The sequence below is a fragment of the Roseibium sp. SCP15 genome, assembly GCF_040329435.1.
Lineage (GTDB): Bacteria > Pseudomonadota > Alphaproteobacteria > Rhizobiales > Stappiaceae > Roseibium.
Genome location: NZ_JBDZYI010000001.1, coordinates 1,412,441 through 1,426,277, shown reverse-complemented (window position 1 = coordinate 1,426,277; position 13,837 = coordinate 1,412,441). Strand labels below are relative to the sequence as shown.

At 56.7% G+C, this 13,837-nt stretch carries 12 protein-coding genes; all 12 read left to right on the top strand.

What is annotated here, in order from left to right; all coding sequences use genetic code 11:
• The first annotated feature begins 6 nt into the window (after positions 1 to 6).
• Positions 7 to 1,191 (top strand): NADH-quinone oxidoreductase subunit D, encoded by a 1,185-nt coding sequence (locus tag ABLO27_RS06450; RefSeq protein ID WP_352943460.1) that lies wholly within the window; start codon positions 7 to 9, stop codon positions 1,189 to 1,191.
• An 81-nt stretch (positions 1,192 to 1,272) separates the two neighbouring features.
• On the top strand, positions 1,273 to 2,484 hold the full coding sequence (locus ABLO27_RS06445; RefSeq protein ID WP_353031388.1) for an NADH-quinone oxidoreductase subunit E: 1,212 nt from the start codon (positions 1,273 to 1,275) through the stop codon (positions 2,482 to 2,484).
• Between the two features lie 9 nt (positions 2,485 to 2,493).
• Positions 2,494 to 3,795: an NADH-quinone oxidoreductase subunit NuoF gene (nuoF, locus tag ABLO27_RS06440; protein ID WP_353031387.1), complete on the top strand. Its 1,302-nt coding sequence runs from the start codon at positions 2,494 to 2,496 to the stop codon at positions 3,793 to 3,795.
• A gap of 26 nt (positions 3,796 to 3,821) precedes the next feature.
• Complete coding sequence (gene nuoG / locus ABLO27_RS06435) at positions 3,822 to 5,885, top strand: NADH-quinone oxidoreductase subunit NuoG (RefSeq protein ID WP_353031385.1); 2,064 nt, start codon at positions 3,822 to 3,824, stop codon at positions 5,883 to 5,885.
• Between the two features lie 16 nt (positions 5,886 to 5,901).
• Positions 5,902 to 6,963, top strand: coding sequence for an NADH-quinone oxidoreductase subunit NuoH (gene nuoH, locus ABLO27_RS06430; protein WP_353031383.1), 1,062 nt, complete (start codon positions 5,902 to 5,904; stop codon positions 6,961 to 6,963).
• The gene (locus tag ABLO27_RS06425; protein ID WP_353031381.1) at positions 6,960 to 7,196 is read left to right on the top strand and encodes a hypothetical protein; all 237 of its coding nucleotides are present in this window, start codon (positions 6,960 to 6,962) and stop codon (positions 7,194 to 7,196) included. Before nuoH ends, ABLO27_RS06425 begins: the two co-directional genes overlap by 4 nt.
• Positions 7,197 to 7,216: 20 nt before the next feature.
• Positions 7,217 to 7,705, top strand: coding sequence for an NADH-quinone oxidoreductase subunit NuoI (gene nuoI / locus ABLO27_RS06420; RefSeq protein ID WP_006934709.1), 489 nt, complete (start codon positions 7,217 to 7,219; stop codon positions 7,703 to 7,705).
• A gap of 91 nt (positions 7,706 to 7,796) precedes the next feature.
• Positions 7,797 to 8,429: an NADH-quinone oxidoreductase subunit J gene (locus ABLO27_RS06415; RefSeq protein ID WP_353031379.1), complete on the top strand. Its 633-nt coding sequence runs from the start codon at positions 7,797 to 7,799 to the stop codon at positions 8,427 to 8,429.
• A gap of 100 nt (positions 8,430 to 8,529) precedes the next feature.
• Positions 8,530 to 8,838, top strand: coding sequence for an NADH-quinone oxidoreductase subunit NuoK (gene nuoK, locus ABLO27_RS06410; protein WP_006934707.1), 309 nt, complete (start codon positions 8,530 to 8,532; stop codon positions 8,836 to 8,838).
• A 6-nt stretch (positions 8,839 to 8,844) separates the two neighbouring features.
• Positions 8,845 to 10,848, top strand: a complete 2,004-nt coding sequence (gene nuoL, locus ABLO27_RS06405) for an NADH-quinone oxidoreductase subunit L (RefSeq protein ID WP_353031377.1) — start codon at positions 8,845 to 8,847, stop codon at positions 10,846 to 10,848.
• Positions 10,848 to 12,374, top strand: coding sequence for an NADH-quinone oxidoreductase subunit M (locus ABLO27_RS06400; protein ID WP_353031375.1), 1,527 nt, complete (start codon positions 10,848 to 10,850; stop codon positions 12,372 to 12,374). The genes nuoL and ABLO27_RS06400 overlap by 1 nt, the downstream gene beginning before the upstream one ends.
• A 23-nt stretch (positions 12,375 to 12,397) precedes the next feature.
• A complete protein-coding gene (nuoN, locus tag ABLO27_RS06395) occupies positions 12,398 to 13,837 on the top strand; it encodes an NADH-quinone oxidoreductase subunit NuoN (protein ID WP_417714743.1) in 1,440 nt (479 codons plus the stop codon).

Below are 13,837 nucleotides of genomic sequence, written 5' to 3'. Positions count from 1 at the left end.
GTCCCGATGGCTGAAGCTCAAGTTCGAAACTTCAACATCAACTTCGGTCCGCAGCACCCTGCGGCGCACGGCGTTCTGCGTCTCGTGCTGGAGCTGGATGGCGAAGTGGTTACACGTGTGGACCCGCATATCGGGCTTCTGCACCGTGGTACCGAAAAGCTGATCGAACAAAAAACCTATCTGCAGGCCGTTCCGTACTTCGATCGCCTCGACTACGTGGCGCCGATGAACCAGGAGCATGCCTACGCTCTTGCCGTAGAACGGCTTCTGGGCATCGAAGTGCCGAAGCGCGGGCAGTTGATCCGGGTGCTTTACTCCGAGATCGGCCGCTTGCTGTCGCACCTTCTGAACGTGACGACCCAGGCCATGGACGTTGGTGCTCTAACACCGCCGCTTTGGGGCTTCGAGCCCCGTGAAGAACTGATGGTGTTCTATGAGCGCGCTTGTGGTGCCCGCATGCACGCAGCCTTCGTTCGCCCGGGCGGGGTTCATCAGGATCTGCCACGTGATTTGCTCGATGACATCTGGGACTTCTGTGATCCGTTCCTGCAGACGCTGGATGACATTGAAGGTCTGCTGACCGACAACCGCATTTTCAAGCAACGTAACGTTGATATTGGTGTCGTAGATCTGGATGACGCCTGGGCGTGGGGTTTCTCCGGCGTCATGGTTCGCGGATCCGGTGCAGCCTGGGATCTGCGCAAGTCGCAGCCGTATGAGTGTTACTCCGAACTGGATTTCGATATTCCGATCGGTAAGAACGGCGACTGTTATGACCGGTACCTGATCCGCATGGAAGAAATGCGCCAGTCAGTCCGGATCATGAAGCAGTGTCTGGAAAAGCTGACCGTGGAAACGGGGCCGATTTCTTCCGTCGACGGCAAGATCGTGCCGCCGAAGCGTGGAGAAATGAAGCGATCCATGGAAGCGCTGATCCACCACTTCAAACTTTACACCGAGGGCTATCACGTCCCGGCTGGTGAAGTTTACGCGGCTGTCGAAGCGCCTAAAGGCGAGTTCGGCGTTTACCTGGTCGCGGACGGAACCAACAAGCCTTATCGCTGCAAGATCAAGGCGCCGGGATATGCTCACCTTCAGGCCATGGACTTCCTTTGCCGTGGCCACCTGCTCGCCGATGTCTCGGCGGTGCTGGGTTCCATGGATATCGTGTTCGGTGAGGTCGACCGCTGATGCGGGCGATCTGCCACAAATTTTCGACCCTGGCAGCCGCTCGTCCGGCTCCGGTCTGTGTGACAAAACGGGGATAACACCATGGCAGTTCGCCGACTTGCCGCGGAACAACCAGAAAGCTTTGAGTTCACCGAGGATAATCTTGCGTGGGCGAAGAAGCTGATCGACCGTTATCCGGCTGGCCGTCAGGCCTCCGCGGTCATTCCGCTTTTGTGGCGTGCGCAGGAGCAGAATGACGGCTGGGTGAGCGAACCTGCGATCCGTTATATCGCCAATTTGCTTGATATGCCGAAGATCCGCGTGCTGGAAGTGGCGACCTTCTACACCATGTTCCAGCTGCAACCGGTGGGCAAGAAAGCACATATTCAGGTTTGTGGTACCACGCCGTGCCAGCTGCGCGGTTCGGAAGATCTGATCAAGATCTGCAAGTCGCGCATCGCCAAGCACATGCATGAGATTTCAGAAGACGGCATGTTCTCCTGGGAGGAAGTGGAGTGCCTTGGAGCGTGCGTCAACGCGCCGATGGTGCAGATCTTCAAGGACACCTATGAGGACCTGACCCCGGACAGCTTCAACAAGCTGATCGATGATATTTCCGACGGCAATGCAGTCACGCCGGGCCCGCAAAACGGACGCCGGTTCGCGATGGCAGAAGGCGGCCAGACCAGCCTTTCTGAAATTGAAGATGGCACTGTCGGCGAGATGCCGAGAGCACATGTCGTTGACGGTTCTGAAAAAGCCTCCCACGCTTTTGCCGGGGCGTCCATCAATGCCGGCGGCAATGATTTTGACGGTGTGCCCACACCCGCCGAGGACGCAGTCGCCAAGGTAAGGGCAGACCATGCAGCCAAATCGGCGAAAGCCGCTGAAGCTCCTGATGCCGCTCCCGCCGAGAAGAAAGCGGCTCCAACTCCCAAGAAGGAAGAGCCCAAGGCTGAAAAGCCGGCGAAGGGATCGGCAAAGACCGAAGCAGCCGCATCCTCCGCTGCTGAAAAAGAACCCGAAATTCTCAAGGAAGCCCGCGACGGCAAGCCTGATGATCTGAAAAAGCTCAAGGGTGTCGGTCCGAAGCTGGAAGCGACGCTGAATGAGCTCGGGTTTTTCCACTTCGATCAAGTCGCCAGCTGGGGTCCTGAAGAAATCGCCTGGGTTGATAGCCGTCTGAAGTTCAAGGGCCGTATCGAACGAGATGGCTGGATCGAACAGGCACGGATCCTCGCTTCCGGGGACGAAACTGAATTTTCCAAGCGCGTGGAAGCCGGTGATGTGGCCTCCTCCAAGAGCGAAGACTAGGGGGAAGAGATGCTGAAGGATCAGGATCGGATCTTCACCAATATCTACGGTCTGCATGACTGGGGTCTGGACGGCGCGAAGAAGCGCGGTCAGTGGGACAATACCAAAGGGTTGCTCGATAAAGGGCGCGACTGGATCATTCAGGAAATGAAGGAATCCGGTCTGCGTGGCCGAGGAGGCGCAGGCTTCCCGACTGGCCTGAAATGGTCGTTCATGCCAAAGGAATCGGACGGTCGTCCGGCGTACCTCGTTGTGAACGCCGACGAATCCGAGCCAGGAACTTGCAAGGACCGCGAGATTCTGCGTCACGACCCGCATACGCTGGTTGAAGGGTGCCTGGTAGCAGGTTTCGCCATGGGGGCGGTCGCTGCCTACATTTACGTTCGCGGCGAATTTATTCGTGAGCGTGAACGCCTTCAGGCCGCGATTGACCAGGCATATGATGCCGGTCTGATCGGCAAGAACAACAAGAACGGTTACGATTTCGACATCTACGTTCACCACGGTGCCGGTGCATATATCTGCGGTGAAGAAACCGCGTTGCTGGAGAGCCTGGAAGGCAAGAAGGGCCAACCGCGTCTGAAGCCGCCGTTCCCGGCGAATGTCGGGCTCTACGGCTGTCCGACCACTGTGAACAACGTTGAATCCATTGCCGTTGCACCGACCATTCTGCGTCGCGGTGCAGCCTGGTTCTCGGCACTCGGACGTCCGAACAACACCGGAACGAAGCTTTTCTGCGTTTCCGGTCATGTCAATCAGCCGGCGACTTTTGAAGAAGAGTTAGGTGTTCCTTTTTCCGAGATGATCGACAAGCATTGCGGCGGCATTCGCGGCGGCTGGGACAATCTGCTTGCAGTTATTCCGGGGGGATCTTCCGTTCCATGCTGCACGGCCGAGCAGATCAAGGACGCGCCAATGGACTTCGACACATTGCGCGGAATGGGGTCCGGCCTCGGCACCGCCGCAGTGATCGTCATGGACAAATCCACGGACATCATCAAGGCAATTGCCCGCCTCAGCTACTTCTACAAGCACGAGAGCTGCGGACAGTGCACACCCTGCCGCGAAGGTACTGGCTGGATGTGGCGTGTGATGGAACGCATGGTCAAGGGTGAATCCTCCTACGAGGAAATCGACATGCTGTTCAAGGTCACCAAACAGGTTGAAGGGCACACTATTTGTGCTCTCGGGGATGCGGCTGCCTGGCCGATCCAGGGTTTGATCAAGAATTTCCGGCCGGTCATCGAGCAACGTATTGATGACTATGTAGCCAAGTCGAAGTCCGCTTCGACATTGGTCGCGGCTGAGTAAGCGGAACGGGATTTGGAGAGCAACGGATGACGAAGCTCATCATCGACGGCAAGGAAGTGGAAGTCCCGGCGGACTACACATTGCTTCAGGCCTGTGAAGAGGCGGGTGCCGAGGTTCCGCGCTTTTGTTACCACGACCGGTTGTCGATCGCCGGTAACTGCCGCATGTGTCTGGTCGAAGTGAAGGGCGGACCGCCCAAGCCGACTGCCTCCTGTGCCATGGGTGTAAAGGATCTTCGTCCGGGACCGAACGGCGAACCGCCGGTTGTCGAAACCAAGTCCGAGATGGTCAAGAAAGCCCGCGAAGGGGTGATGGAGTTCCTGCTCATCAACCACCCGCTGGATTGCCCGATCTGCGACCAGGGTGGTGAGTGCGACCTGCAGGACCAGGCGATGGCCTATGGAGTTGACGGGTCCCGCTTTCATGAAAACAAGCGTGCCGTCGAAAACAAGGAAATCGGTCCGCTGATCAAGACGATCATGACCCGCTGCATTCACTGTACGCGTTGTGTTCGTTTTACCACCGAAGTTTGTGGCGTCACCGACATGGGGCTGATCGGCCGAGGTGAAGACGCGGAGATCACCACCTATCTGGAAGCGGCTCTGTCATCGGAAATGCAGGGCAATGTTGCAGATCTTTGCCCGGTTGGTGCGCTGACCCACAAACCTTACGAGTTCCATGCCCGTCCTTGGGAGCTGACCAAGACCGAGAGCATCGACGTCATGGATGCCGTCGGTTCCTCGATCCGTGTCGACACGCGCGGCAAGGAAGTTATGCGGGTCATGCCGCGGCTCAACGAAGAGGTCAATGAAGAGTGGATCTCCGACAAGTCCCGTTACATCTGGGATGGCTTGAAGACGCAGCGCCTTGATCGCCCGTATGCGAAGAAGGACGGTAAACTTCAACCGGTTTCGTGGACCGAAGCGTTCCAGATCATCGCCGAGAAGGTGAAGGGCACAACCGCCGACAAGGTTGGTGCGCTGGCCGGTCAAATGGCTGGTGTCGAAGAAATGTTCGCGCTGAAGAGCCTTATGGAGAAGCTCGGTGTCGCAAACATCGACAGCCGTTTCCCAGGCTCACCGCTGCATCCCAAAAATGGTCGAGCAAGCTATCTCTTCAATTCCACCATTCAGGGAATTGAAGATGCCGATGCGATCATGCTGATCGGCACCAATCCGCGCCATGAAGCTCCGGTGCTGAATGCCCGCATTCGTAAGCGTTGGACACGCGGCAACGTTCATATCGGTCTGATTGGCGAAAACGCGGATTTGACCTATCCGGTCACCTATCTTGGTGCAGGACCGGATAGCTTGAAGCAATTCGTTGAGCACGCCCCGGCAAAGGCTGAGCGCCCGATGTTCATCATTGGACAAGGTGCTCTGAATCGTCCGGACGGTGCTGAAGTGCTGGCCACGCTTGCAGCCGCCGCGAAATCACTCGGCGTCATCAAGGAAGGCTGGAACGGCTTCAACATTCTGCATACCGAGGCTTCGCAGGTAGGGGCCCTGGACATCGGCTTTGTACCGGGTGAGGGCGGTATGGGTACCGGGGCAATGCTTGAGCCGGGTGCACTCGACGTCCTGTTCCTGCTCGGTGTCGACGAAGTCGACGTTCCGGAAGGTGCCTTCGTTGTCTACCAGGGCACACATGGCGATCGCGGCGCCCACCGTGCCGACGTGATCCTGCCGGGTGCTGCCTATACGGAAAAGTCGGCGACCTTCGTGAATACCGAGGGGCGCGTGCAGATGGGTGACCGCGCTGCGTTTCCTCCTGGCGATGCCCGCGAAGACTGGGCAATCCTGCGCGCACTGTCCGCGAACCTGGACAAGACCCTTGAATTCGATTCACTGCGTGAACTTCGGGCCAAGCTCTACGAAGCTGTCCCGCACATGCTGAGCGTTGATGCGATCGAAGCCGGGGAAAGCGCCGACATCGAGAAGCTGGCCGACGTTTCGGCTCAAATGAACAGCGCTGGTTTTGCCAATGCGATCCGCGATTTTTATCTGACCAACCCGATTGCTCGTGCATCCAAAGTGATGGCCGAGTGTTCGGCGCTCGCGAAAACGCGAGCGGCAGAAGCTGCTGAATAAGGGGTAGGGGACCGGAATGGTTGAGTTCTTTACGACGACCTACTTGGGGCAATTCCTCCTGATGGCACTGCAGAGCCTTCTGCTGATGGTCGTGCTTCTGGTGATTGTCGCTTACATTCTCTACGCCGACCGCAAGATCTGGGCAGCCGTTCAGATCCGCCGGGGCCCGAACGTTGTGGGACCCTGGGGATTGCTGCAGAGTTTTGCAGACCTTTTGAAGTTTGTCTTGAAGGAACCAGTCATTCCGGCGGGATCCAACAAGGTGCTTTTCCTTCTGGCTCCACTGGTGTCCGTGTTGCTGGCGCTCGCTGCCTGGTCGGTCATTCCAGTGGCGGACGGTTGGGTGATTGCCAACATCAATATCGGCGTCCTGTTTGTCTTCGCGGTGTCCTCGCTTGAAGTCTACGGTGTCATTATCGGTGGCTGGGCGTCCAACTCGAAATACCCGTTCTTGTCAGCGCTCCGCTCCGCGGCGCAGATGGTCTCTTACGAGGTCTCCATCGGCTTTGTCATCGTGACGGTGTTGCTCTGTGCCGGCTCGCTGAACCTTTCCGAGATTGTTCTGGCGCAGCAGACGGGCCTTGCGACTTGGCTTGGTGTTCCTTGGCTCGCGTTCCTGAACTGGTACTGGCTGCCGCTGTTCCCGATGTTCGTCGTGTTCTTCGTATCCGCGCTTGCTGAAACCAACCGTCCTCCATTCGATTTGGCGGAAGCGGAATCGGAGCTGGTTGCCGGTTTCATGGTCGAATACGGCTCCACGCCGTACATGATGTTCATGCTTGGCGAGTATGTGGCTATCTGCCTGATGTGCGCTCTCATGACCATCTTCTTCATGGGAGGCTGGCTGCCGCCATTTGATTTCGCACCGTTCACCTGGGTACCGGGTGTGGTCTGGTTCGTTCTCAAATGTTTCCTCGGCTTCTTCATGTTCGCCATGGTGAAGGCGATGGTGCCACGCTATCGCTATGACCAGCTGATGCGTCTTGGCTGGAAAGTGTTCCTGCCGCTGTCGCTGGGCATGGTCGTGGTGGTTGCAGCGGTGCTGATGGTCATGGGCTGGGCGCCAGGCGCAGCGTGATTATCTCGCTTGCCGGAGTAGTCGGGGCCGCGGTCGGACTTTATGTCGGCTGGCTGGACTACAAGATCCTGAAGGGAATGCTTCAGGCGGCAGAGATGAAAAACAGACAGGCTGGCGGCGACGGTGGCGCCGCGGCCAAATACAAAGCGCTCCTGAGCGCACTGATTTTTGGAGTTCCGGTGATCGGCTTTCCGATCATTGGTTATTGGGCCGCCAGTCAACTGGCTGGTTGAGGAAAGAGAGGCTAAAAGCGATGGGACTTAGTCAAGCCGTCAAATCGCTGTTTCTGCAGGAGTTCGTATCGGCCTTCGTTTTGGCGATGCGCTACTTCTTCAAGCCGAAGCCAACGGTCAATTACCCGTTCGAGAAGGGGCCGGTAAGCCCGCGCTTCCGCGGTGAGCACGCATTGCGCCGCTATCCGAACGGTGAAGAACGCTGCATCGCCTGCAAGCTGTGCGAGGCAATCTGCCCGGCACAGGCGATTACCATCGAAGCTGGTCCGCGCCGCAATGACGGAACCCGCCGGACCACCCGCTACGACATCGACATGGTCAAGTGCATCTATTGTGGTTTCTGTCAGGAAGCCTGTCCGGTGGATGCCATCGTTGAAGGGCCGAACTTCGAGTTCGCAACGGAAACCCGTGAAGAGCTTTACTACGACAAGGAAAAGCTGCTCGCGAATGGGGACCGGTGGGAACGTGAAATCGCCCGCAACATTGAAATGGATGCTCCTTACCGCTAGGAGCTAACCGCAACTTCGATTTCAGCCTGGTAATCCGACCGGGCTTCGCATTTCCGGCCCGACATGGCCACACGACAGGCAGGTCTTTAAAATGATCCTGAAAGCCCTCTTTTTCTACCTGTTTGCCGGGGTAACCCTGGCGTCAGGCTTCATGGTGATCGCGTCCCGAAATCCGGTGACGTCGGTCCTGTTCCTGATCCTGGCCTTTGTGAACTCCGCCGGCTTGTTCATTCTTCTTGGCGCCGAGTATCTGGCACTGTTGCTGGTTGTCGTTTACGTCGGCGCGGTGGCGGTTCTCTTCCTGTTCGTCGTCATGATGCTGGATGTGGATTTCGTCGAGCTTCGTCAGGGTTTCCTGCAGTATCTTCCGGTTGGTGCTCTCGTTGGGCTTATCCTGATGGTCGAGCTGCTGATGGGACTTGGTGCCTGGATCATTGCACCGGAAGTTCTCCAGCATGGTGCAGAACCGATGCCGCAGATTGCTGGAGTGCCCGGAGCAGAAGGTGTTTCGAATATTCAGGCACTCGGCTCGGTGCTCTACACCAAGTACATCTATTTTTTCCAGGTCGCGGGCCTGGTGCTGCTGGTGGCCATGATTGGGGCGATTGTCCTGACGTTGCGCCACAAGCCGAATGTCAAACGTCAAAGCATTCCGGAACAGGTCGGCCGTACGCGTGAAGCTGCTGTCGAAGTTCGGAAGGTGGAAACGGGCAAAGGGATCTGACGCAAATACGTTTGCGTTTCATAAGTAAAGTCCGGGAACCGGCACGCTCCTCCGTGCTGTTTCCGGTTGGGGTTAACGAGGGGAGCACGGCGAGGCGCCCATGGAAATCGGTCTGTCGCACTATCTATCGGTCGCGGCGATCCTGTTCACAATCGGGATCTTCGGGATCTTTCTGAACAGGAAGAACGTGATTGTTATCTTGATGTCTATCGAATTGCTTCTGCTTTCGGTGAACATCAACTTTGTGGCCTTTTCGTCGTTCCTCGGCGACATGATGGGGCAGATCTTCACCATGCTGGTACTCACCGTAGCTGCGGCTGAAGCGGCAATCGGTCTTGCGATCCTAGTGGTGTTCCACCGGAACCGCGGCTCCATCGCCGTGGAAGACGTCAACGTGATGAAGGGGTAGGGACTGATGTATTCCACAATCCTGTTCCTGCCGCTTGTCGGCTTCCTGATTGCCGGCCTTTTCGGTCGGGCGATCGGCGACAAGGCCTGTGAGTATATTACCAGTGGTCTGTTGATCATTGCCGCGTTGATGTCATGGGCTGCATTCTTCGGTTTCTGGCTCGGCGGTTCACAGGCCGGGACATATGATCTCTTCCGTTGGATTGATGTCGGCGATCTGAATGTCTCCTGGTCGCTCAAGATTGACACGTTGACCGTCGTGATGTTGGTCGTGGTCAACACGGTGTCGGCGCTGGTGCATGTCTATTCCATCGGCTACATGCACCACGATCCGCACCGTCCGCGCTTCTTTGCCTATCTCTCGCTGTTCACATTCGCGATGCTGTCGCTGGTGACCGCCGACAATCTTCTCCAGATGTTCTTCGGCTGGGAAGGTGTTGGCCTTGCCTCCTATCTTCTGATCGGTTTCTGGTACAAGAAGCCTTCTGCAAACGCTGCCGCGATGAAGGCTTTTGTGGTCAACCGCGTTGGTGACTTCGGCTTTGCGCTCGGTATTTTCGGCGTCTTCTATGTCTTCCAGAGCATCGAGTTCACAACGATCTTCAATGATGCACCGTCATTTGTTGAAGGCCATGGCGAAGCGCTGACGTTCCTGGGCTATCACCTCGATCCACATGCGACGATGACGGTCATCTGTTTGCTTCTGTTCATGGGAGCTATGGGCAAGTCCGCGCAGTTCCTTCTGCACACCTGGCTGCCGGATGCGATGGAAGGCCCGACCCCGGTTTCCGCGCTTATCCACGCTGCGACCATGGTGACCGCAGGTGTTTTCATGGTGGCGCGCCTGTCGCCGTTGATGGAGCTTTCCCACACCGCGCTGGCCGTGATCGTGTTCTTCGGTGCAACAACCGCGTTTTTTGCTGCCACGGTCGGTCTGGTCCAGAACGATATCAAGCGCGTGATCGCCTATTCGACCTGTTCTCAGCTCGGCTACATGTTCGTCGCGCTCGGAGTTGGTGCCTATTCCATCGGTATTTTCCATCTGTTCACGCACGCCTTCTTCAAAGCACTGTTGTTCCTTTGTGCCGGTTCGGTCATCCATGCCGTCTCCGATGAGCAGGACATGCGCAAGATGGGCGGACTGCGTAAGCACATCCCGATTACCTACTGGACAATGATGATCGGCACGCTTGCCCTGACCGGTGTCGGAATTCCGTTCACGCATATCGGTTTCGCAGGCTTCATTTCCAAGGACGCGATTATCGAGGCTGCCTTTGCAGGCTCTGTTGGCGAACACGCCAATCCGATGGCACTCTATGGCTTTTGGCTAACCGTAATTGCAGCCGCCTTGACGGCTTTCTATTCCTGGCGTCTGACGTTCATGACGTTCCATGGTAAGCCGCGTGCGCCTGTCGATGTGATGAAGCATGTGCACGAGTCGCCGCTGGTGATGACCATACCTCTAGCCATCTTGTCCATTGGCGCTGCATTTGCCGGCATGGTCTTCTATGGCTCGTTCTATGGCGAGGGTTACGATGCCTTTTGGAAGGGGTCGTTGTTTACCTCAGAAACGAACCACATCCTGCATGCCATGCACGATGTTCCGGCTTGGGTAAAAGTCTCGCCATTCGTCATGATGGTGGCCGGCCTTCTGGTTGCGTATGTGTTCTACATTCGCTCACCTGAAATGCCGAAGCGGCTGGCGGAGCGCCATCATGGTCTCTACCAGTTCCTGCTCAACAAGTGGTATTTCGACGAGATCTACGACTTCCTCTTCGTCCGTCCTGCAATGTGGCTTGGCCGAGTTCTTTGGAAAAAGGGCGATGGCACCGTGATTGACGGCTTCGGGCCGAACGGTGTTGCCACCCGCGTCCAGAACGTCACGGCCTGGGTTGTGAAACTGCAGACCGGATATCTCTATCACTACGCATTTGCGATGCTGATCGGTGTGGCTGCGCTCATCACCTGGTCGATGTTCACCGGTGCTGGCACCGGCGGGGGTGCACACTAATGATTGCCTGGCCAATTCTGTCACTCACAACTTTCATGCCGCTGATCGGCGTGCTCTTCATCCTCCTCGTGCCGGGAGATGACGAGGGCAGCAAAAGAAACATCCGAATGGTCGCGCTGGTGACAACGGGTTTCACTTTCCTGCTGTCGCTGGGTATTTGGTGGGCATTCGATTACGCCAATCCCGGGTTCCAGTTCGTTGAAAACCGCGACTGGCTGGGTGGCAACATCAGCTACCGGATGGGTGTGGACGGCATCTCTGTGCTGTTTGTCATCCTGACCACATTCCTGATGCCTTTCTGCGTGCTTGCCTCTTGGGAAAGCGTTCAGAAACGGGTCAAGGAATACATGATCGCGTTTCTTGTGCTCGAAACGCTGATGATCGGCGTCTTCTGCGCACTCGATCTGGTCGTGTTCTACGTCTTCTTCGAAGCCGGCCTGATTCCGATGTTCTTGATCATCGGTGTCTGGGGAGGTGCGCGCCGCGTCTACGCGTCCTACAAGTTCTTCCTCTACACGCTGCTCGGCTCGGTTCTGATGCTGATTGCGATCATGGCGATGTACTGGAATGCCGGTACGACCGATATCGAGAAACTGCTTGCCCATTCTTTCCCGTCCGGCATGCAGACTTGGTTATGGCTGGCTTTCTTCGCTTCGTTTGCGGTCAAGATGCCGATGTGGCCGGTGCATACCTGGTTGCCGGATGCGCACGTTGAAGCGCCGACTGCCGGTTCCGTGATCCTGGCTGGTGTTCTCCTGAAACTCGGTGGATACGGCTTCCTGCGGTTCTCGCTGCCAATGTTCCCGATTGCGTCGGACATGTTTGCGCCGATGATCTACACCTTGTCGGTGGTGGCCATCATCTACACCTCCCTGGTGGCGCTGGCACAGGAAGACATCAAGAAGCTGATTGCCTACTCCTCCGTTGCCCACATGGGTTACGTGACGATGGGTATCTTCACGATGACCCACCAGGGTGTCCAGGGCGGCATTTTCCAGATGCTTTCGCACGGCATCGTTTCCGGTGCGCTCTTCCTTTGCGTTGGAGTGATCTATGACCGGATGCATACCCGCGAAATCGCCGCGTATGGCGGACTGGTCAGCAGAATGCCGAAATACGCGGTCGTGTTCCTGATACTGACCATGGCCAATGTTGGCCTGCCGGGGACGTCCGGCTTTGTCGGCGAGATTCTGACGCTGATGGGTGCTTTCCAGGTCAATACCTGGGTCGCGTTCTTCGCGACTTCCGGTGTCATCCTCTCTGCTGCCTATGCACTCTACCTCTATCGCCGAGTGGTCTTCGGAGCGCTGGAGAAGGAGAGCCTCAAGTCGATCCTCGACCTGAACCTGCGGGAAAAGGTGATCCTGATCCCGATGATTGTCCTGACGATCTTCTTCGGGTTCTACCCGATGGCGATCCTGGATGTGACGCAGGGCGCGGTGGACAATCTCATCAATCACTATGTCGCAGCGCTTGACGCGGCCGGGGTAACCCAGCACGCCGCAGCTGCTGCCGCATCTCACTAAGGTTTCGAGGACGAGACAGAGCTATGTCAGACATGACCCAATTGCCAGATCTCATGCCGGTCCTTCCGGAGATCATCCTGGCCCTCGGAGCAATGGTCCTTTTGATGGTAGGTGCCTTTGGCGGCAAAGGCGTCAGCTACGCTGTCTTTGGCGGCGCAATGGGGCTTCTCGGCGGCACTTTCCTGGTTCTGCTTTTTGTACCAGCCTACGGCGAAACTTTTGGCGGTTCCTTCGTACTCGACGAGTTTGCCTACTTGTTGAAACTGCTTGTTCTGGTCGGCTCGTTCTTCGCGATTGCGATGTCCTGGGCCTACGCCAAGAGCCAGTCTTTCGACCATTTCGAATATCCGATCCTGATCGTTCTGGCGACGCTCGGCATGATGCTGATGTTGTCCGCGAACGACATGATCGCACTGTATCTCGGTCTGGAACTGCAAAGTCTGTCGCTTTATGTCGTTGCCGCGATCAACCGTGACAGTGTTCGTTCTACGGAAGCAGGCCTCAAATATTTCGTTCTGGGTGCACTGTCCTCCGGCATGCTGCTTTACGGTATGTCACTGGTTTATGGCTTCACCGGTCAGATCTCCTTCGCAGGTATCGCGAATGCGCTGACGGTGGAAGGTGCCTCCATCGGGCTCGTTATCGGTCTAACTTTCATTCTGGCAGGCCTTGCCTTCAAGATTTCGGCGGTTCCGTTTCACATGTGGACTCCCGATGTTTACGAGGGGGCGCCGACACCTGTTACCGCTTTCCTTGCCGCAGCTCCCAAAGTTGCCGCCATGGGAATGCTGGTTCGGATTGTCATCGAAGCGTTCCAGCCGGTTACGAGTGATTGGCAGCAGGTTATCGTTTTCGTATCCATCGCTTCCATGGCACTCGGTGCTTTTGCGGCGATCGGACAACGTAATCTGAAGCGACTGATGGCCTATTCTTCCATCGGTCACATGGGTTACGCACTGGTCGGTCTTGCGGCCGGCACCCAAACCGGTGTCGAAGGTGTCATCTTCTACATGGCTGCTTATCTCAGCATGACGCTGGGTGTGTTTGCCTGCATCTTGTCCATGCGTCGCAAGGACGGCATGTTTGAGGAGATCGATGATCTGTCCGGTCTGTCCCAGACCAACCTGCCGATGGCTATACTGCTTGGATTGCTGATGTTCTCGCTCGCCGGAATTCCGCCGCTGGTTGGCTTTTTCGGCAAGTGGTACGTCTTTGTGGCTGCCGTTGAAGCCGGGCTTTACCCACTTGCGATCATCGGTGTGCTGATGTCAGTGGTTGGTGCCTTCTATTACTTGAGGATCGTCAAGGTCATGTTCTTTGATGAGCCGGTTGAAGGCTTTGAGGCCATGCCGATGGAACTGAAGGTGGTTCTCGGCCTATCGAGTGTCTTCGTCATCTTCTTCTGGTTGGCTCCCGGGCAAGTGATAAATGCTGCAAGCGCAGCGGCCCAGTCCCTGTTCTGA

Excerpts from the sequence above, each read along its gene's own strand:
- ABLO27_RS06445 (WP_353031388.1), top strand. The coding sequence starts at position 1,273 with ATGGCAGTTCGCCGACTTGCCGCGGAACAACCAGAAAGCTTTGAGTTC.
- ABLO27_RS06415 (WP_353031379.1), top strand. The coding sequence starts at position 7,797 with ATGATCCTGAAAGCCCTCTTTTTCTACCTGTTTGCCGGGGTAACCCTG.
- ABLO27_RS06450 (WP_352943460.1), top strand. The coding sequence starts at position 7 with ATGGCTGAAGCTCAAGTTCGAAACTTCAACATCAACTTCGGTCCGCAG.
- nuoI (WP_006934709.1), top strand. The coding sequence starts at position 7,217 with ATGGGACTTAGTCAAGCCGTCAAATCGCTGTTTCTGCAGGAGTTCGTA.
- nuoN (WP_417714743.1), top strand. The coding sequence starts at position 12,398 with ATGTCAGACATGACCCAATTGCCAGATCTCATGCCGGTCCTTCCGGAG.
- nuoF (WP_353031387.1), top strand. The coding sequence starts at position 2,494 with ATGCTGAAGGATCAGGATCGGATCTTCACCAATATCTACGGTCTGCAT.
- nuoH (WP_353031383.1), top strand. The coding sequence starts at position 5,902 with ATGGTTGAGTTCTTTACGACGACCTACTTGGGGCAATTCCTCCTGATG.
- ABLO27_RS06400 (WP_353031375.1), top strand. The coding sequence starts at position 10,848 with ATGATTGCCTGGCCAATTCTGTCACTCACAACTTTCATGCCGCTGATC.
- nuoL (WP_353031377.1), top strand. The coding sequence starts at position 8,845 with ATGTATTCCACAATCCTGTTCCTGCCGCTTGTCGGCTTCCTGATTGCC.
- nuoG (WP_353031385.1), top strand. The coding sequence starts at position 3,822 with ATGACGAAGCTCATCATCGACGGCAAGGAAGTGGAAGTCCCGGCGGAC.
- nuoK (WP_006934707.1), top strand. The coding sequence starts at position 8,530 with ATGGAAATCGGTCTGTCGCACTATCTATCGGTCGCGGCGATCCTGTTC.